The organism is Verrucomicrobiia bacterium, from assembly GCA_035946615.1.
Taxonomy (GTDB): domain Bacteria; phylum Verrucomicrobiota; class Verrucomicrobiia; order Limisphaerales; family UBA8199; genus DASYZB01.
The window spans coordinates 15,411-34,734 of the sequence record DASYZB010000093.1; the positions used below are offsets into that span (position 1 = coordinate 15,411).

The window sequence follows — 19,324 nt, forward strand, 5'->3', positions numbered from 1 at the left end:
GTCGGTCCCTCTGTGTGCAGTCCATCCACTGGTCCTCCAAGTATCAGAGACTTCGCGGCTGGGTCACCGTCCCCTTCACGAGTTCCAACGTCTTGTCCACAGCCAATCCGCTCTCCACGGCCATCAGGCTGCCGGCTCGCGGCTTTAACTCGATTTGCCCCTTGGCCAGCGACTTCTCACCTATCCCAATGCGGATTGGAAAGCCGATCAACTCTGAATCCTTGAACTTGACCCCGGGCCTGTCATTCCGGTCATCGAGAATGACATCAACGCCGCGCGCCAGGAGTTCTGAGTAAATGGTTTCCGCGCAGCGCATCACAGCACTTTCTGCTGCGACACTGAGCGGAGTGATGCAAACCGTGTAAGGGGCTACGCTGAGCGGCCAGACAATCCCGTTCGGGTCATGGCTTTGTTCAATGATTGCCTGCAGCGTGCGCGTGACGCCAATCCCGTAACAGCCCATAATTGCCGGTTGTTGTTTGCCCGCTTCATCCAAAAACAACGCGTGGAGCGCCAGGCTGTACTTCGTGCCCAGTTTGAACACGTGGCCGACCTCGATTGCCCTCTGGACACGCAGCGGTTTGCCGCAAACGTGGCAGGGCTCGCCGGGTTGAACCAGGCGCAAATCGGCCCAGCCGCTGACCTGGATATCCCGGCTTATGGACACGTTGCGCAGGTGGAAGCCGTCTTCATTAGCGCCGGTGGTCATGTCCAAAACCCCTCTCAAGCGCTCATCCGCATAAACAGGGTAGCGCGCCATGCCCACTGCCCCCAGGCTGCCCGGATGCGCCCCCAACGCGGTAAAGATTTCCTCGGTCTCAGCGGACCGGAACGTCGTGGTGCCAAGCATCCCCGCCAGCTTGGCTTCGTTCAATTGGTCGTCACCGCGCAACAGAACCAGCACCGGTTTGTTCTCGGCAATATAAACCAGAGTTTTAATCTGGCGCTCCGCTGGCACATTGAAAGGCTGTTTTGTGAGCGCTTCGATTGTCACCACGCCGGGCGTGGGGAATTTCTCGGTCGGCCCGCTGGGATTACCCGCCAGAGCTGTCTGCGGCGAACGGCTGGTGGCCTTCTCGACATTGGCGGCGTAACGGCAGCCTTCGCAAATGACCACTTCGTTCTCGCCGGTCTCGGCCGGGACCATGAATTCGTGCGAAAACTTCCCGCCCATCACCCCGGTATCGGCCTCGACCGCAATGGTCTTGAGGCCGCAGCGCTCAAAGATGCGGGCATAAGCGTCGTACATTTTGCGGTAGCTCTGCTGCGCCCCCTCATCGCTTGCATCGAAACTGTAGGCATCTTTCATGACGAATTCTTTGGCCCGCATCAGGCCGAACCGAGGGCGTATTTCGTCACGAAATTTGGTTTGGATTTGGTAAAAATTCTTAGGCAATTGCCGGTAGGAGTTTATCTCGCCGGCAACAAGCGTGGTGATGACCTCCTCGTGCGTCGGACCCAGGACCCATTCCTTCTTCGCCCGGTCCCGCACCTTGAACAAGACGTCGCGAGCCGTCTCATAGCGGCCACTCTGCCGCCAAATGTCCGGCGGCTGGAGGGCCGGCATCAGCACCTCCAGGGCGCCCGCCCGGTTCATTTCTTCACGAACGATTTGTTCGATCTTGCGCAACGCGCGCAGGCCCAGGGGTAGAAAGGTGTAAAGACCGCCCGTGAGCTTGCGAATGAGGCCGGCGCGCAACAAGAGTTGGTGCGAGATGATCTCCGCTTCCGCTGGAGTCTCTTTCAAAGTCGGAATCAAGGTCTGTGACCAACGCATACGAGCCGCGCAGTGTGGAGAGCCAATAGCAAGATGGAAAGCGCGAAGTGCATGTTGGGTTAATTCCGGGTCCCGCGTCCAGCGGCATTGAATTGGACGGACATAGCGAGAACTGAAGAACATCCAAAAGCGGTAGAGGACTACCGCAGTCCAAGACGCTAGCGCGCCGTCTGGCGCACGTTCGCGCAAAGCGTTTTGGACTGCGCCAGCCCTCTGGCGCTTTTGGGCCGCGCCTTGCGTAAAGTTCCACTCTCACGCCCAGTGGCATTGAATTGGGCGGGCGGGGTGAGAACTGAAGGACACCCAAAAGCGGTAGAGGACTACCGCAGTCCAAGACGCTAGCGCGCCGTCTGGCGCACGTCCGCGCGAAGCGTTTTGGACTGTGCCAGTCCTCTGCGCTTTTGGGCCGCGCCTCGCGTAAAGTTCCACTCTCACGACGCTAGCGCGCCGTTCTGGCGCGGTGGGCAGACTTTTACTTCGGCTGCTGTTGCTGTTGGGCGAGGTAGTTTTTGACCTGTTCCAGCGTGTCAGAGACGACTTTCTTTTCCGGAGCGGTCAAAGCGGGATTCTGGTTGAGTGTATCCAACTCAACCAGGACCTGATCGTAATTAATGCCGTAACGAAGGTCGGCGGAGATCTTACCAACCGCTCCCTGAATGTCCGCGTTAGTATTGCCAGCCAGCGCTTGCTTGAGTTTGCTCAGCGCTATCGGCGCATTATTCGCTACGGGCGCAGCCTCAACGGTATCCTTCTTTTTGCCGCAACCAGCAAAGGCGACCAGACAGGCCATCACAAGCGCCGCAAGCCAGTTAGCTTTTTTCATCGAGATTTAAAAGTGCGCGGTTGGGTGGCGCAGAAACGTCATTGCAAGGCAGAAGAATGCTCGGCGAGCCAAACAAAGTCCGAGATGTCGCCAAGCTGGCTAACCGTGACCGTAGCGACGTTCCCACCCTGAAGTGTGGGGCCAACCCATTTGTGGATTTCAGCATGGCCGTCACAGAAGGAGAACCCGCAGCCACCCGCGTGCAGTGCAGCAGGCCAATCAACAAATTTCCGCTGGGTCAGGTCAGCAACCGTGCCCAGCGCGCCGTCATTGATACTCTTGGGATTCTCATCCACAGTCATAAACACCATCGACGGGCCAATGACCGTGAAAGTGTCATTTTTGCCAAATGTGGCAAACTTGCCATTGTTGCTGTGGTTGCCGTCCAGCCAAGGACCTTTGGTCGGATGGCGGATGAGGCCGCCGTGACCAGTGCCGCTGGTCCAGAAGGTATCGTCAACGCTGCCGACAGCGCCGCTTGCGGAGATGGTCCGCACAGCCGAGATGGTTTGCCCAATAAGACTCGGTTGCTGATTGCCGCTGTACTTGCCGGTCCGCACGTCGGCTGGACAATGAAATATTTTGATGTTGTTGGCGATGTATGGATCGACCAGGCAATAGCTTGGATCGTAATAGGGGTCGGGATTGAAAACGTCGGGGGTATTGTCTCCTAGGGCATTGGGACACCAATGAAAGTACTTGATCGAACTGCCCGGGTCATCCGGGTTGGGCGGGTACCATTGGTAATCCATCGAGTACTGATGCCATGCCAACGCCATCTGCTTGGAATTGTTCATGCATTGAATCTGCTGCGCCTTGGACTTGGCGCGCGACAGTGCCGGCAGCAGCATGGCTGCCAGAATCGCGATGATGGCTATCACCACCAGCAATTCGATTAGCGTAAAACCCCTGGTCATCGAGGGATTGGCCTGCAAACTGGAAGGTCTCCTTCCGCATCGGGATTGATAATTCATATTCATAAGCGAGCGCTGGAATTCAAATCGACGTGAGTCAAAATAGGCCCCTTGGCAAAGGCGGTCAAGAACCAAATCTCGATGACGATATTGGCTAATTTGGGCCGCCTGACTACAGCAGCCGAATCTGCGCCTGTTCTTTGGCGATGGATTCGGCCAGGCTGGGCAAGCGCCCATTGCGCCGCTCGATAATATGCTTGTCGGTTCCAGGGTCATAGGCAACGGGATAATTGCCGTCGTAACAGGCCATGCAGAATGAGTCGGCGGGCAGGCCGGTGGCCTTGACCATGCCCTCTTGCGAGAGGTAATGCAGTGAATCGGTATTGAGATACTTGCGAATTTCTTCCACGGAATGATTCGCCGCCATCAGTTTGGTGCGGTCTGGAAAATCGATTCCATAAACGCACGGGTTCATGTGCGGCGGGCAACTGACCAGCACATGGACCTCCTTCGCCCCGGCTTCTTTCAGATTGTTCACGCGCGCCTTGCAGGTGGTGCCTCGCACAATCGAGTCGTCCACCACGATGACCCGCTTGTCCTTCACCAATTCCTCGATCAGGTTGAGTTTCACGCGCACATCGAAATCGCGAATCAATTGCGAGGGTTGGAGGAAGCTGCGGCCAACATAGTGGTTGCGCACAAACGCCATCTCGAAGGGCACCCCCGATTCCAGCGAATAGCCCAGCGCCGCGCAATTGCCGCTGTCGGGCACCGGCACCACCACATCGGCTGCTATCGGGAACTCGCGCGCCAGTTGCCGGCCCATTTCCACTCGCACTTTATACACATTGCGGTTGGCAATGGCGCTGTCGGGACGCGCGAAATAAACATACTCAAAAATGCAGAAAGCGCGGCGTTGCTGGTCTGGAAAGGCCTGCGTGCTGGTCACCCCCTTTTCATTAATCACCACCACCTCGCCGGGCTCGACGTCGCGCACGAACTTTGCGTGAATCAAATCCAGGGCGCAGGTCTCGCTGGCCAGCACCCAGCCATCCTCGATGCGACCCAGGCACAGCGGTCGGAACCCATGCGGGTCCCGCACCCCGATTAGCTCTTTTTCGGTCAGAATGACCAGTGAATAGGCCCCTTCGATGCGGCGGATGGCCTGCAGCAGGCTGCTGCCCTGGCCATTCGTCGAGGGTTGGGCCATCAGGTGCAGAACGATCTCGCTATCTACCGTGGTTTGGAAAATCGAGCCTTTGGCCTCAAGTTCATCGCGCAACCGCGCGGCGTTGGTCAAGTTCCCGTTGTGGGCAATCGCGATTTGGCCGCGGACGCAATCGACCGTCAATGGCTGGGCATTGAGCAGGTGAGAAGAGCCGGTCGTCGAGTAGCGGGTATGCCCGATGGCGCTCTGGCCGACCAAGCCGTGGAGCACATCGCCATTGAAGACTTGGGAAACCAAGCCCATGCCTTTATGGCGGTAGAAGCGGCGGCCATCTGAGGTGACGATGCCGGCGCTCTCCTGCCCGCGATGCTGCAACGCGTACAGGCCGTAATACGTCAACTCGGCCGCGTTCGGGTGGCCAAACACGCCGAACACGCCGCAATAATGTTTTGGGTAATCCTGCATCAACGCCAGACTGCTTTGCGACACTGGAAATCCAACATCGGGAAACCCGTTTGAGCAAGCACCAACTTGCCGCCTCCCGTGAACCTGAAAGAGTTTATATCTGGCTCCGGGTTTTCGCTTTACCCCCGCTTGAGGAAATCCACCGCAAAGTTACAAGAATTTATCCAAAAACCAAGTTTAAAGTTTCTGGCTCTGGGGCTATCCGAAAATTATCGGCAGAGAGCAGGGCGATGGGCTATATTGATTTCCGTAATTATGAACAGCAGCAGCGACCCTATTAACCTGACACGCGACGTCGAGGCCGCCATTATCCCGATTGGCTCGAAAGTGACCCTGCAAAAGGGCGAACAAGCCTATATCACCCAATCGCTGGGTGGAAGTTACACGGTGGTGGTCAATGGCAACATGTTTCGCATTGAAAACAAGGATGCCGATGCACTCGGCCTCCAGGCGGCTGCCTCCACGGCTGCCACCGGCGCCCCCCAAACCCAGGAACAACTCGAAAAGGAAATCTGGAACCAACTCCGTTCGTGCTATGACCCGGAAATCCCGGTGAACATTGTCGATTTGGGTTTGATTTATGATTGTCATATCAGCCCCTTGGCTCCTTCCAGTTTTCGGGTCGATGTGAAAATGACGCTCACCGCTCCCGGCTGCGGCATGGGGCCGATGCTGGCGCAGGATGTGCAGAACCGGTTGTTGGGACTGGAAAGCATCGAGGACGTAGCCGTCGAACTGGTCTGGGACCCGCCCTGGAATCAGGCGATGATGACCGAAGCGGCCAAACTGCAATTGGGATTGATGTGATGACGACGGAGGTTGCCACACCACAACGCAAACGGCCTGCTATGGATTGGTCAGGGCTGCGCGCTGATTTCCCCATTCTCGACCAGCAGGTTCATGGGCAGCCGCTCATCTATTTCGACAACGCTGCCACGACCCAAAAGCCGCGCGCGGTGATCGAGACCTTGCGCCGTTACTACGAACGGGATAACGCCAACGTCCACCGCGGCATTCACGAACTGAGCAACCGGGCAACTGCCGCTTTTGAAGCCGCTCGCTCGCGCGCCGCCCAGTTCATCAATGCGCCCACTGCCGACGGCATCATTTTTACCAGAGGGACGACCGAAGGGATTAACCTGGTGGCTCAGGCCTGGGGGGACCGGCATCTCAAAGCGGGCGACAAGGTCCTTCTCACCGAGATGGAACACCATAGCAACATCGTTCCCTGGCAGCTCGTCGCCAAGCGGACCGGGGCGAAACTGATTTTTCTGCCGATAACCGGGGACATTGGACTGCTGGACCTGAACCGTTTGGACGAGTGGTTGACCCGGGAAGTGAAATTGCTCGCGATGACCCATGTCTCCAACTCGCTCGGCACCATCAACCCGGTTGCCGAGCTCTGCGCCCGCGCCCGAAAGCTCGGCGTCCTCACCCTGGTGGATGCGGCTCAAAGCGCGGGCCATCGCCCGGTAGATGTGCAGGAGATCGGCTGCGATTTCCTCGCGTTTTCCGGCCACAAAATGTGCGGGCCCACCGGCATTGGCGTGCTTTATGGCCGCCCCGAGGTGCTCGATACCATGCCTCCTTACCAGGGAGGCGGAGAAATGATTCTCAACGTCGAGTTCCAGCGCAGCACGTGGAAACATGCGCCCCACAAGTTCGAGGCCGGCACTCCCAATATCGCGGGGGCAGTCGGGTTGCGCGCAGCCATGGATTACCTGGATAACATCGGACGGCGGCAGATTGCCGAACACGACCAGGAATTGGGCGCTTATGCCTACGAGAAGCTCTCGAAATCCAAGGGCAACATCCGCCTGTTCGGACCCCATATTGGCCGGGCTGGCCTGGTGAGTTTCCTGCTCAAAGACATTCACGCGCATGATGTGGTGACCGTGGCCGACCAGCGCGGCGTCGCCTTGCGCGGCGGACATCATTGCAACCAGCCCCTTATGCGCAAGCTCGGCGTCGAGTCCACCGCCCGCGCCAGCTTTTACTTTTACAATACCACCGCTGAGATCGACCGCTTCGTTGAGGTGTTGGCCGATATTCAGAAATTCTTTGGAGTGTAGTCCAACCGTAACCATGCTCACTGCCGATTCCATTTCTGCGCAATCGACGATGGGCGAGGTGCTCCGCGCCTACCCGGGCGCGCAGCGCGCCTTGTTCCGCCGCTATCATATCGGCGGCTGCAGCAGTTGCGCTTTTCAGCCCGATGAAACTTTGGAACAAGTCTGCGCGCGTCATGGCGGCTTGAATGTGCGGGAAGTCCTGGCCCACATCCAAACCAGCCACGAACAGGACGCGAAACTCCTGATGAGCCCCCGGGAATTAGCGGCCTGGCTGAAACAGGATTCTTCGGTCCGCCTGCTCGATGTGCGGTCTCGTGAGGAATTCGAGGCGGTGCATCTTGATGGGTCTCAACTGCTCTCCCAGCCGGTCATGAGAGAGGTGCTGGCCGAAGGCACTAACTCCCGCCCGTTGGTTATCATCGATCATCAAGGAAAACAGGCCCTGGATGCCGCCGCCTATTTCATCGGCCACGGGCTCCAGAACGTGCGCTGTCTCCAAGGCGGCCTGGACGCCTGGGCCAGGGAAATCAATCCGGCCATGCGCCGCTACCGCGTCGAGTAACATGCGGTCTTGCCTTTCATCTTTGCGGTCCTTGTGTTCTTTTGCGGCGGTTTTGCAATCGTCTCTGAAATCTGCGATGATTTGATTATGGATAAGGATTTACAAACCCGCATCGCCGAGGCGATGCGCGACCCCAAAAACCTCGGCGAACTCCCTGACGCCGATGCCATCGGCACCGTGGGCAATTCCGATTGCGGCGAGATGCTCCGGATGTGGGTCAAGTTCAAGGAACAAAACGGCAAAAGGGTAATCGACCGCGCCACATTCCAGTCGTTTGGCTGCGAGACAGCTATTGCCGTTGCGAGCCTGGCAACTGAACTGATTCGCGGTAAGACCGCTGACGAAGCTTTGGCCCTCAAAACGGAGGAGTTGGCGGGAGAATTAGGCCCGCTGCCGCCCATGAAGATTCATTGCGCCCAGTTGGTTGAAGGGGCTCTGCGCTCCGCGCTCGACCCTGCAAAGTCTCAACCCGCCGCTCCGGACGGCCAGCGCCCTGAGAGTCCAAAACCCAGCGTGACTCCGTTGGACAGCTTTGTTCAACCTAAACCCGGCGTAAAAATCACCTTTCTTGGGCCTGGCCAAGAGCCCCCAATCCAATGCCCTTAAACAGGAGCTAACAGAGGATTGAAAAGAGGCGCCGACAGTCTTAGCCGGAAACATGCAGAAAGAAACAGGAGGAAACCGGCGCAATTACTTTCGACGCTGCGCATAAAAAATATTCCCCATGAATCCATTTCTAAAATTACCCGTCTCACCCCTGTGCCTGGCACTCCTCGCCCTCGTCACAGGGTGCCACACAGCAAATTCTGACCGGCAACCCGACCGCCGGACCGCCTGGATACAATCCTGGCGCGCCTCCAACCCGGTCTGGCGCGGGGTGCATTTGGGCGCCCATAACGACGAGCAGGTTGACCAACTGATTCAGGCCCTGCCCAAGCTCGCCCAGCGCGGCGTCAATGTGGCAGTCGTCGAGGTGGATTACAGCCTCGCCTTTGAAACGCACCCCGAGGTGCGCTCCAGCCCCTGCATTTCCAAAGCAAAAGCCAGCGAACTGGCTGAGGCAGCCCATTCCCTGGGCATCCGCCTCATCCCGCAACTCAACTGCCTCGGTCACCAATCCTGGAGCAAACACACCGACCCGTTGCTGACCGCGCATCCGGATTTTGACGAAACGCCCGGCCAATACCCGGACAACAAAGGCATTTATTGCCGGAGCTGGTGTCCACAGAACCCTGCAGTCAACGCGTTGGTGTTCGACCTCATCGACGAGATGATCGATGCGTTCCACGCCGATGCCTTCCACGTCGGAATGGATGAGGTCTTCATCATTGGCTCCGAATATTGCCCCCGGTGCCGAGCCCATGACCCAGCCAAACTTTTTGCCAAAGCCGTCAACGACCTGCACCGCCACATCGTCGGCAAGCGGCATATCGAGATGTTTATGTGGGGCGACCGGCTCCTGGACTCGCGCGCCCTGGGCTATTCGAAATGGGAAGCCTCACAGAATGGAACCCAGTCCGCCATTGACCTTATCCCCAAGGACATCGTGGTCTGCGATTGGCATTATGAAAAAAGCGAGCGCTACCCGTCTGTGCCGTTGTTGCTGCAAAAAGGGTTCCGCGTATGGCCTTCAGGCTGGCAACCGTTGGAAGCGAGCCTGGCCTTCAGCTCCTTTGCCCGCCAGCAAAACAACCCGCGCCTGGTCGGTTACCTCTGCACGACCTGGGGCAAAGTTAAAATCCCAGCCTCCCCGGATTGGCCGCCCCTGGCCGACGTGTTGAAACAGTGGAAATAAGTTCAAAACTTAAACTTTTCGCCTTTTGTCAACGCCCTCGGCGGGGGTTGGGGCGCCGAGGATGTGTGCGCTCTTACTTTCAACTTCATCGTGCCGGCCCCGTGCTTGTATTGGCGGCAGCCATCACCGCGGGCTTTTTGATTCCGCCCGCCTTCGCCGCTCCCGGATCGGAGACTCCGTTGGAAAGCGGTTGGACCAACCCGCCTGTCGAAGCGCGGCTGCGGGCTTATTGGTGGTGGCTCAACGGCAACGTCACCACGCAAGCCATCACCCGCGACCTGGAAGAGATGAAGACCAAGGGTTTTGGTGGAGCAGTGATCATTGACGCTAACGGCGCAGCTCAGGAAGGTAATTCCCCTGTGCCGCACGGGCCGGCATTTTTTTCGCCGGAGTGGCGGGCTCTTTACAAACACGCGTTGGCCGTGGCCCATCGGCTCGGATTCCAGATGAGCCTCAACATTCAAAGTGGCTGGAACCTGGGCGGACCTGTCGTTCAGGCCGATGACGCTTCCAAAACCATCGCCTGGTCAGAGTTGCGCGCCAACGGGCCGGCTCATTTGACTATTGCCCTGCCCTTTCCCAAAAGGCGCGACTCGTATTACCGCGACGCATTCGTCGTGGCGTACCACCTTCGAGCCAATCCCATGATGCACCGGCCACTTGAGAACTGGGCGGAAAAGGCCCTCTACAAATCGCTCCAACCCTCTTCAGCCCCCGATACCGCGCCACTGTTTCAGGAGTATCCCGCTACGGCTGACGAAGAGGACGTGGAGACCCGCGAGGTGGTTGATATATCTTCCAGGCTGGGTCCGGACGGCAAGCTGGATTGGGATGTGCCAACCGGGCAGTGGCAAATCCTCAGGTTTGGCTGGACGATCGGCCCAAACGCGCGAGTCTCAACCAGCAGCGACGGCTGGCATGGTTACGCGCTGGATGTCTTCGACGCCGGTGCATTCAACCGCTATTGGCGGGGCGTCGTTCAACCGCTGATCGCCGACGCCGGGCCGCTCGCCGGGACGACTTTGAAATACCTCCATACCGATAGTTGGGAAATCGAGGGGGTCAATTGGACGCCGAGCCTCCCAGTGGAATTTAAAAGGCGCTTTGGCTATAGCATGATTCCGTTTCTGCCTGTGCTGGCGGGCCGTATTGTCAATAGCCGCGAGATCAGCGACCGCTTTCTTGAAGATTACCGCAAGACACTCGGCGACCTGACCATTGAGCATCACTACAAACTCTTTCGCAACTACGCGCACCGGCGGGGCTTGCTGATTCATCCCGAATCGGGCGGCCCGCACGCTGTGCCCATTGACGCCCAGCGCGACCTCGGCTGGGACGACGCCCCGATGAGCGAGTTCTGGGCATGGTCCTGGGAGCACCGCATCGGCAATACGAACCGCTTTTTCATGAAGCAACCCGCCTCCGCCGCCCACACCTACGGACATCGCTTCGTGTTCGGGGAAGGCTTCACTTCCATCGGACCTCACTGGCAGTCCCGCCTGGCCGACAACCTCAAGCCTGCCTTTGATAAAGCGCTGTGCGAAGGCCTGAACATGCTGGTCTGGCACGCCTTTGTTTGTTCCCCGCAGGCCATGGGCATTCCCGGCCAGCAATATTTCGCCGGCACCCACCTTAACCCCAACGATACCTGGTGGCCCATGTCCGCCCCGTTCTTTGCGTATATCGACCGCTGCCAGTTCCTCCTCCAGCGCGGGCTGCCCATTTCAGACGCCGTGTATTACTATGGCGACCACGTACCAAACTTCACCCAGTTGCGCAGCTCCGACCCTGCCCATCTCGGACCGGGCTACGATTATGATGTTATAACCGAGGAGGCTGTTCTCACCCGGCTCGCTGTCAAAAATAGACGGCTCGTGCTGCCCGATGGAGTGAGTTATCACATGATGATCATCCCCGACCGCGATGTCATTTCTCTGCCAGTCTTGCGGAAGTTGAAGCAACTGGTGGCTCAAGGCGCCACCGTTCTTGGCTCAAAACCCGCCCGCGCCAGCGGGCTAAAAGACTATCCCCAATGCGACCAGCAGGTGCAGCAACTCGCAAATGAACTGTGGGGTCCGGCCAAGGCTAGCCTAATGGAACACCGCTCCGGGAAAGGAAAGGTCATCACTGGCCGAACGGGACGCGACCTGCTTTTGGCTGCAGGCATCCCACCGGACTTCACCTATGTAGAGAGCGCCGGAATACAGGGAGGCAATTCCGCCTCGCCGGCGCGGTCAGCCGGCCAATACCTGGCAGGCCGCGAGCCCTCAGGCGGCGCCGTTTCTCAAACCTTGTATGAACCCACCGGCCAGGGACCCGGCCTGGATTACATTCACCGCCGCGATGGGGCCACAGACATTTATTTCTTGGCTCACGGCGCCAACGAGCCGGCGTCGTTCCATTGCACGTTCCGAGTTTCCGGCAAACGCCCCGAATTATGGGACCCTGTCTCGGGCCGGCACTGGGTTGCGGCTGCTTACACCCAGGCAAATGGAAGCACGACTTTATCGCTGGATTTTGCCGCCTGCGGCTCGATGTTCGTCATCTTCCGCAATCCGGCCCCGGCGCCTGAGGGCGACGCGAAGCCCAACTTCCCGGTTTTGGCTCCAGTCGAAGAATTGGCCGGGCCATGGACGGTCTCGTTCGACCCGAGATGGGGAGGGCCGCCATCGGCCACATTCGACAAATTGGAAAGCTGGACTGCTCGGGCCGACGAAGGAACCAAGTATTATTCCGGCACGGCGGTCTATCGAAAGACTTTCAGCCTGCCTGCCAATCATACAGACAAAGAGATGTGGATCGACCTGGGCGACGTGCGCGAAGTGGCTCAAGTCAAGTTGAATGGCCAATCGTTGGGGATTGTTTGGACCCTCCCTTATCGTGTTGACGCCACCAAGGCGATCCACTCCGGCGCCAACCAGTTGGAAGTCAAAGTGGTGAATTTCTGGTGTAATCGCATCATCGGCGATCAGTTCCTGCCGCCGTACAAACGATTCACCCAGACCAATATCCGCAAACTGACCCAACGCTCGCCACTGATGGTCTCAGGTCTCCTTGGCCCGGTGCGTGTGCTTCGGGAATACTGAAGCGCTTTGAAAAAGCCCATGGCCCAGAAATTGCTCGTCGGCAAGCGGCTCGATAACCCATGTCGCTCATACAAACTCCGGTATTGATGGACCGCGCGCCACAACCTGCCGCCTCCGGGCTGATTGGTTTCCGCGCCTATCTGGTGGCCACCTCTTGCGTGGCGCTCGCTTTGGTCCTGCGCTCGGCTCTGGATTCGTTATGGGGAGATACACTCCCTTACGCCACGTTTTTTCTGTCCGTGCTTGTGGTGGTCCAGTTTGCCGATACGGGCCCGGTCCTCCTAACAGTCTTTGCGGGCTTCCTGCTGGGAGATTGGTTCTTCGTGCCGCCACGGCATTCCCTGCTCATCGCGCGACCAGCCGATCGAATAAACGCGGTTTTATTCTTCTTTCTCACTGGCATGGTGCTTCTTCTATCCCGAAGGACGCGCAAGGCCATGATCGGCGAGCGCGCCGCTCATACCACGTTGTTGCGCCAGGTTGAAGCGTTGCGGGAGAGTGAGGCGCGCTATTCTTCAGTCGTTGAGAACAGCCACGATGCCATTCTGTTGACGGACCATGCAGGAGCGATTTTAGCGGCCAATCAGGAAGCCTGCCGCCTCTTCAAACGCACCGAGCGGGAGCTTTGCCGCATCGGCAGGAACGCGCTGGTGGACCCGACGGAGGCTCAGCGAGTTGCCGCCGCTGTGACCCAGCGCGAACAAACGGGGCACTTCCAAATCGAGCTCACATTCGTGCGAAGCGATGGGACCCGGTTCCTGGGAGAGGTTTCGAGCGGTGTTTTTAAGGACCGCGATGGTTTGCCCAGGAATAGCACAATCATCAGGGACATTACCGACCGGAGGCGCGGCGAACAAGAAAGGGAACGCCTTGTTCGTGAATTGCAGGCCGCCTTGAATGAGGTCAAAACCCTCAGTGGGTTGCTGCCGATTTGCGCGCACTGCAAAAAAATCCGTGATGATCAAGGGTATTGGAACCAAATTGAACTCTACATTCGGCATCACTCGGACGCGAGGTTCACTCACAGCATCTGTCCGGAGTGTTCGACGAAGTTCTACCCCGAGCTCTTTTCTCAAGACTGGTCCATCTGAGCCGCTTCAAAATCAGCTTGAAATCATGATGGGCGCAGACATACTCATTGTGTATTTGTGATGCGAGTTTAAGGCCGCCATGGCAAGTGACGGATAAAGGCGGCTTGGGTTTGGTTCTCGCCTCATCAGTAATTGGTTATCATGCCCGCGTGGCGGAATTGGCAGACGCGCTAGATTCAGGTTCTAGTAGGTAACACTGTACAGGTTCAAGTCCTGTCGCGGGCACCACCTCAAATCAGCAAGTTGCAAGCCGGGAGCGGTTTTTCTATTCAGGGCGCTAACAGCCATTGATCGTCGGATTCCATGACCGAGCGCGGACCGCTTCCCTTCAGCCATGCCAGAGCATTGGTGTCCCCCCGCAGGTACGCATCCCCAAAGGCGGTGGATACCACCAGAATCACCCGATGATGATTGGGATTGCGCGGTTCCCTGTCTCCCGGCAAGACACGATCAGTGAACACCGAATGTTCGGCGTTGTGCGGCGAGGGGTTTTAGCCCTGAGCACGGCAGGCGTGAGCACCGGGCCGCCAGACTGTCTGATTGGTATGCCGCATGAATTCGGCACATGAACGCTCCCGTAAATGTTCAGCAGCGGATCTGCAAAGCGGTTTTAGAGCAATTCCAGGAGTTGCTCAGGAAGTGGAAAGAGCAATGCCAGGGATTGCCCTTGCCTGAGTCGGTTTACGTCGAGCAATGGGACAGGCCGCGTTATTTGCTGCCGGCCGGGGTTGTGATTGCAAAGTGGACCGTCACTCGACAGGGCATTGTGGAATTACCGCTTTCCTCGGCGAGGCCCTCCCATGTTGCTGTGGGGCTGGCTAACTGTTATCGAACAGCCTGGGGTGAGTTTGCTGTCGGCGAGGACGGGGAGAGAGTTACAATCGGCTTCAAGCATTCGCCTTGGTATGGGCGTGGCGATATTTACCGGGTGGGCGCCACTGAAAGCGGCAATGTCCGCCTCGAAAGGATGAAACCGGCCTGGTCATTAACAAGCTCATTCCGGCTTATCTTAGGCGCTTCCCGTTAGGGCCTTACTAAAAGGCGCCAACCGGCTGGAAAACGCAAGCCGCTAAGCTCCCAAGCTCCTTGCTTTCTGATCAGCCTGCATCATTATTGGCCAAAAGCAAAATGCGACAGAATAATTTAAAGCCGGCATTTATCGGCAAAGACGGACGCACGAGCGCAATCCAAAAGTCTTTGAGCAGAAGCACCCGGGTTGCGGGCGAGCCCGTGAGGCTTTCGGAAGGGAAGCCGGAAAAGGCAGACGCTCTTCGCCTGGCGAAGCAGATCAAACCGGATTTTGTCATAATCGGGCCGGAAGTACCGCTGGCGGAAGGGATCGTCGATGACTTGGAGGGACTCGGAATCCCCTGCATTGGCCCCACACGCTCTTTGGCCCGCCTGGAATCCAGCAAAGCATTCACCCGGCAACTGCTTTCCAAGCATAATATCCCTGGAAACCCCGAATACAGAGTGTTTAAAAGCATCGGGAGCGTGGAAGCTTATCTGAGAGAGCTGGGGGATTTTGTCGTGAAGCCGGACGGTTTGACTGGCGGTAAAGGTGTCAAAATATCTGGCGCCCACCTCCACTCTATAGCGGAAGCCGTCGATTACTGCGCGCAGTTATTCAAGGAGCGCGCGCCGGCAGTTGTCATCGAGGAAAAGTTGGATGGCGAAGAGTTCAGCCTTCAGTCTTTTTGTAGTGGCACCCAGGTCAAGGACATGGTGGTGGTGCAGGACCATAAAAGGGCCGGTGAGGGCGATACGGGACCAAACACCGGAGGAATGGGGTCTTACTCCGATGAGAATCTCAGCTTGCCATTTTTGCTCCCGCAGCATCTTGAATTTGCGAGCGCGATTAACAAGGCCGTGGCTGAAGCCCTTTTCGCTGAAACAGGCCAAAAGTACAGAGGGATTCTCTACGGCGGCTTCATGGTGACCCGGAAGGGAATCCGTCTCCTGGAGTATAACGCTCGATTCGGTGACCCTGAAGCATTGAATGTTTTGTCTTTGCTCAGAACGGACCTCGTGGATATTTGCGAAGCAATAATCGAGGAAAAACTCAACGAACTCCCGATTATTTTCGAGAAACGGGCAACGGTTTGCAAGTATGTTGTCCCTGAGGGCTATCCGGAAAACCCAGTAAGAGGAAAGTTGCTCGACATGACCAAAGTGCCTCAGGAATCTGACAACTTAAAGGTCTATCGCGCCGGGGTTGACGAAACAGGGGGCCGGCTTTATCTGAGCGGTTCGCGAGCTATTGCCTTCGTTGGAATCGGAAAGGACCTGGATGAAGCACAGGCAATCGCTGAAGAGGCCGCCAGCGCTGTGCACGGGCCGGTGTTCCACCGCCGGGATATTGGAACTTACGACCTGATCCAACAACGAGTGCGCCACGTTCGGTCTCTTTGCGAAGTGCCTCCCGCCCCTGCTTTGAACGGTGGTTAATTGGTCACTGAAGGCCGAAAGCCACGATTTTCAAGTTGGCCTCAGAAGTTGCTTGTTCCCCCGAAGCCTTGAGGGGGCACCGTACCGGTGTTGCCCGGTCAACATCCAGCGTCTCATGGTTGGAGGTCCACTGAGCAATGTGAACCAGATCAACGAAACTACGCAACCCGTCGCCGCCGGATGCCAGGAACCGGCATGACGTATGAGAACGCCACCTGCGATGGCCAAGAACACTACGATCAGTGGCGTCACAAAAACCTGATCGAACCCCGGTACGAGGACTCGCCCGGAAACCAATCTGCGGCTCTTTAATAGTGAATTGATGACTGAGACTCAGGAACTGCTGAGCCTGTTCGTGCGCACCGGCTCGGAATTGGCTTTTCGCCAACTGGTCGAACGCTACTTCGACCTGGTCTATTCCACAGCAATTCGCTTGGTCGATGCCGACACCCATCGCGCTCAGGATGTGGCGCAGATTGTTTTCACGGACCTGGCGCGGATGGCTTTCAAATTGTCGGGCGAAACGATGCTCGGCGGCTGGCTGCATCGGCACACGTGTTTTGTAGCCAGGACCCTCATGCGCGGCGAACGGCGCCGGGAGGCCCGCGAGAAGCAGGCCGTTCTAATGAACGACCCCAGAGATATGAACAACAGTCTCCTTGCACAGATAGCCCCGCTGCTGGATGAAGCCATAAACGAACTGGGGCCCGATGACCGCCAGGCCATCCTGCTGCGCTTTTTTGAAGGACGCAACTTGCGCGCGGTCGGCGAGGCGCTGGGCGTTAGCGAAAACGTTGCGCAAAAACGCGTGGCCCGCGCGGTGCGGGAACTGGGCGTGCTCCTCAGGAATCGTGGGTTCGCTCTATCCGCCGCCGCCCTGGCGAGCGGACTGGCGGCCACCGCCGTTAAGGCCGCTCCCGCAGGGCTGGCGGCACTGATTGCCGCCAAGGCCTTCAGCGCCGCAGGATTGGCCGGAGCAGCCGTCTTGACTCCGGCCAAGGTGGCGGTGCTGGCCAAGCTAAAGGCAGCACTGCTCAGCGCCGTCATTGTCGCCGGTTTAACGACCGCCTTCTTCCTTATTCAATCCCGCACTAGCTCGCAAAAGACTAACCTGGTCCAGCCTTCCAGCCCGGCGCAGGTGCAAGCCCTGCCCGATGGGATTGTTGGCCCGCAGGACGCCCGGTCCACCCCAGCGGACCGATTGCCAGGAACCCCAGAAGCAAAAACCGAGCTGACGGGACGCCTCAAGGTTGACGGTGACGCTGTCCAGCAGGCGGAATCCTCCAGCAACGCGCGACCACCGAAGACGGTGCGTGCTGTCGGCCTGGTTGCCCCAATTCTTGCGGCTGATGCCCGGTCAGGGGGCAAGATCAGAATCGAAGGCCCTTCGAATATTCACGATTGGCAGAGAACTCAAAGAACGTAAAGCCAAAAGCCTAAATCTTTGCGTTCTTTGCGTTCTTTTGCGGCTACTCGCTCCTCTTGCGGCCCGGTCTGGTTCTGGCGCCCAAGCCGGACAGCCAAAGTTCCCTCGCACTAGTCGCTCCGCTCCATTTTGTCAAAACTGTCGGAGGCGGTAGAAGACTCGGGGAAAATTGGTCATGACCCCAAAGTCCGTAAACGAGGAATTGGTCGTGATTGGTGACACCGCCGAATACGGACCGGTGACGCTGGGCGCGCGTTCCACCTCAAAGCTGCCGCCGTTTGCGTCCCATTCCAGGCTCACATTGCCTTTAGAGTCCGGAGGGAACAAACGGAGTTTCGGAATCGGAATGGCAACCAGAGTCAGGTAATACACCTGGCCTGGCGTTCCATTTGTCTGGTTCAAACTGATTTGAATCCCCGGCCACGGCTGGCTCACGGTGCGATTTGTGTTTACACATTGGGCTTCTGTGCTTGCGTAGCCGTTGTTGATAGTCACATCCAAATACATATCTTGTCCCGTGGCCACCTCGCCTCCTGTTTGGTACGTGCCGCTGCCCATGACCTGATACTCTGGCCCGGGTGTGGCGCCCGCATGAAAGGAGACGCCAAAGACTTCGTAGGTTGTGTTCAGCGGGTTCTGGTCGATTACACGCAAGCCAAACGTCCCCGCCATCGGAACAACAATCGTGGGCCGCGCGCAGATAGGACAATCATCCAGCAACTGGCTGCCGCTAATCAAGGTGTAGAACTGCTCATTTGTTGCCTGGGCAACGGAGGTGGACTCTCCGACTCCAATCCAAAGCAGCCCCGCCAGAATCACCTTTGTCGCATTCATCCTTCCTTAAATGGTCCCACAAAATCTAGCACCACACCGACCCCGCCGCAAGAGCCAGTCGCGGCTGAAGCTTCCTTCGGCGATCCGGACGGACAGACTCTTCACGATTGTCTCGAGGCAAAAAGTGCGCCGGATTTCTCCGGCGCAACGTGTCGAACCCCCACAAGCTCCCCCAGCTTACGCCTGTTTGGCAGGCGCGTGGCCGTTGGTCTGATTTTTGAGCATCAGGCCCAGCAGGCCGTCCACCACGCCCGGGTTCGCATTCGAACCGCTTACCGCCACGTCCGGCACAATCCGGACGTTCCGGTCGCCGACGATCTGCATCAATTGCATGACCGTGTAGCCCTGCGAGCCCAGCGCATCCACGCCGGCCCGATAGGCCTCGGCTTTCGCCGTGCCCGTGGCGCGAATCGCTTCCGCATCGCCATGCGCCCGCAAGCGGACAGACTCGGCTTCGCCCGTCGCCTGCTTGATTTGCGCATTGGCGTGCAGTTCGGCGATATTCACGCCTTGCTCCGCGCCGACCACCTCGTGCTGGATGTCCGCCAGCGAGGTCTGGCGCACCAGTTGCTGGCGCTGTTTTTGCGCCGCTTCCTGGACCTCATAGGTCTTCTTCTGTTCTTCGGCGATCTTCCGGTCCGTCTGCGTCTGCATTAGTTGTGCCGGCGGATTGATATCGCCAATCAGCGTGTCAATGGCCTGCACGTCATAGGCAGCCACAGCTTCCCGGATGTGTTCCGCGGCTTCCATCTGCCGCTGGCTGCGCGCGCTCAGGAAGTCGAGCACCGTGTAATCCTGCGCCGAGTTGCGGAAATAATTTCCTACAATCGGTTGCAGGACGTGATCAACCAGGTTCTGCATCG

17 protein-coding genes and 1 tRNA gene are annotated in these 19,324 nt (G+C 57.9%); 11 read left to right on the plus strand and 7 right to left on the minus strand.

Going from position 1 to position 19,324, the window contains the following annotated elements; all coding sequences use genetic code 11:
* Nucleotides 1-43: 43 nt before the first annotated feature.
* From VG146_13375 to purF, 4 genes are all read right to left on the minus strand, one after another.
* A complete protein-coding gene (locus VG146_13375) occupies nt 44-1,777 on the minus strand; it encodes a proline--tRNA ligase (GenBank protein ID HEV2393338.1) in 1,734 nt (577 codons plus the stop codon).
* Between the two features lie 472 nt (nt 1,778-2,249).
* Nucleotides 2,250-2,600: a hypothetical protein gene (locus tag VG146_13380; protein ID HEV2393339.1), complete on the minus strand. Its 351-nt coding sequence runs from the start codon at nt 2,598-2,600 to the stop codon at nt 2,250-2,252.
* A 38-nt stretch (nt 2,601-2,638) separates the two neighbouring features.
* Complete coding sequence (locus tag VG146_13385; protein HEV2393340.1) at nt 2,639-3,517, minus strand: DUF1559 domain-containing protein; 879 nt, start codon at nt 3,515-3,517, stop codon at nt 2,639-2,641.
* A 169-nt stretch (nt 3,518-3,686) separates the two neighbouring features.
* The gene (purF, locus tag VG146_13390; GenBank protein HEV2393341.1) at nt 3,687-5,147 is read right to left on the minus strand and encodes an amidophosphoribosyltransferase; all 1,461 of its coding nucleotides are present in this window, start codon (nt 5,145-5,147) and stop codon (nt 3,687-3,689) included.
* A 255-nt stretch (nt 5,148-5,402) separates the two neighbouring features.
* Between purF and sufT the strand changes: the two genes are divergently transcribed.
* From sufT to VG146_13430, 8 genes are all read left to right on the plus strand, one after another.
* Nucleotides 5,403-5,954 carry a putative Fe-S cluster assembly protein SufT gene (gene sufT, locus VG146_13395; GenBank protein HEV2393342.1) on the plus strand — a complete coding sequence of 184 codons (552 nt, stop codon included), beginning with the start codon at nt 5,403-5,405 and terminating at the stop codon, nt 5,952-5,954.
* The gene (locus tag VG146_13400; protein ID HEV2393343.1) at nt 5,954-7,219 is read left to right on the plus strand and encodes a cysteine desulfurase; all 1,266 of its coding nucleotides are present in this window, start codon (nt 5,954-5,956) and stop codon (nt 7,217-7,219) included. The genes sufT and VG146_13400 overlap by 1 nt, the downstream gene beginning before the upstream one ends.
* Nucleotides 7,220-7,232: 13 nt before the next feature.
* Nucleotides 7,233-7,781 (plus strand): rhodanese-like domain-containing protein, encoded by a 549-nt coding sequence (locus VG146_13405; protein ID HEV2393344.1) that lies wholly within the window; start codon nt 7,233-7,235, stop codon nt 7,779-7,781.
* A 9-nt stretch (nt 7,782-7,790) separates the two neighbouring features.
* On the plus strand, nt 7,791-8,387 hold the full coding sequence (locus tag VG146_13410) for an iron-sulfur cluster assembly scaffold protein (GenBank protein ID HEV2393345.1): 597 nt from the start codon (nt 7,791-7,793) through the stop codon (nt 8,385-8,387).
* 118 nt (nt 8,388-8,505) lie between these two features.
* Nucleotides 8,506-9,576 (plus strand): family 20 glycosylhydrolase, encoded by a 1,071-nt coding sequence (locus VG146_13415; GenBank protein ID HEV2393346.1) that lies wholly within the window; start codon nt 8,506-8,508, stop codon nt 9,574-9,576.
* A 65-nt stretch (nt 9,577-9,641) separates the two neighbouring features.
* Nucleotides 9,642-12,662, plus strand: a complete 3,021-nt coding sequence (locus VG146_13420; protein ID HEV2393347.1) for a glycosyl hydrolase — start codon at nt 9,642-9,644, stop codon at nt 12,660-12,662.
* Between the two features lie 59 nt (nt 12,663-12,721).
* On the plus strand, nt 12,722-13,753 hold the full coding sequence (locus VG146_13425) for a PAS domain S-box protein (protein ID HEV2393348.1): 1,032 nt from the start codon (nt 12,722-12,724) through the stop codon (nt 13,751-13,753).
* Nucleotides 13,754-13,896: 143 nt separating this feature from the next.
* A tRNA-Leu gene (locus VG146_13430) sits at nt 13,897-13,981 on the plus strand.
* A gap of 41 nt (nt 13,982-14,022) precedes the next feature.
* Here VG146_13430 and VG146_13435 read toward each other — a convergent pair.
* Nucleotides 14,023-14,214: a hypothetical protein gene (locus VG146_13435; protein HEV2393349.1), complete on the minus strand. Its 192-nt coding sequence runs from the start codon at nt 14,212-14,214 to the stop codon at nt 14,023-14,025.
* Nucleotides 14,215-14,318: 104 nt separating this feature from the next.
* Here VG146_13435 and VG146_13440 point away from each other — a divergent pair, with 104 nt between their 5' ends.
* From VG146_13440 to VG146_13450, 3 genes are all read left to right on the plus strand, one after another.
* Complete coding sequence (locus VG146_13440) at nt 14,319-14,780, plus strand: hypothetical protein (GenBank protein ID HEV2393350.1); 462 nt, start codon at nt 14,319-14,321, stop codon at nt 14,778-14,780.
* Nucleotides 14,781-14,881: 101 nt separating this feature from the next.
* Nucleotides 14,882-16,201: a phosphoribosylamine--glycine ligase gene (gene purD, locus VG146_13445; GenBank protein HEV2393351.1), complete on the plus strand. Its 1,320-nt coding sequence runs from the start codon at nt 14,882-14,884 to the stop codon at nt 16,199-16,201.
* Nucleotides 16,202-16,523: 322 nt separating this feature from the next.
* Nucleotides 16,524-17,627, plus strand: coding sequence for a sigma-70 family RNA polymerase sigma factor (locus VG146_13450; protein ID HEV2393352.1), 1,104 nt, complete (start codon nt 16,524-16,526; stop codon nt 17,625-17,627).
* Nucleotides 17,628-17,759: 132 nt separating this feature from the next.
* Here VG146_13450 and VG146_13455 read toward each other — a convergent pair whose 3' ends face one another.
* Nucleotides 17,760-18,461: a hypothetical protein gene (locus VG146_13455; protein ID HEV2393353.1), complete on the minus strand. Its 702-nt coding sequence runs from the start codon at nt 18,459-18,461 to the stop codon at nt 17,760-17,762.
* A 177-nt stretch (nt 18,462-18,638) separates the two neighbouring features.
* Nucleotides 18,639-19,324, minus strand: a 686-nt coding sequence (locus tag VG146_13460) for an SPFH domain-containing protein (GenBank protein HEV2393354.1), incomplete at its 5' end; no start/stop codon positions are given.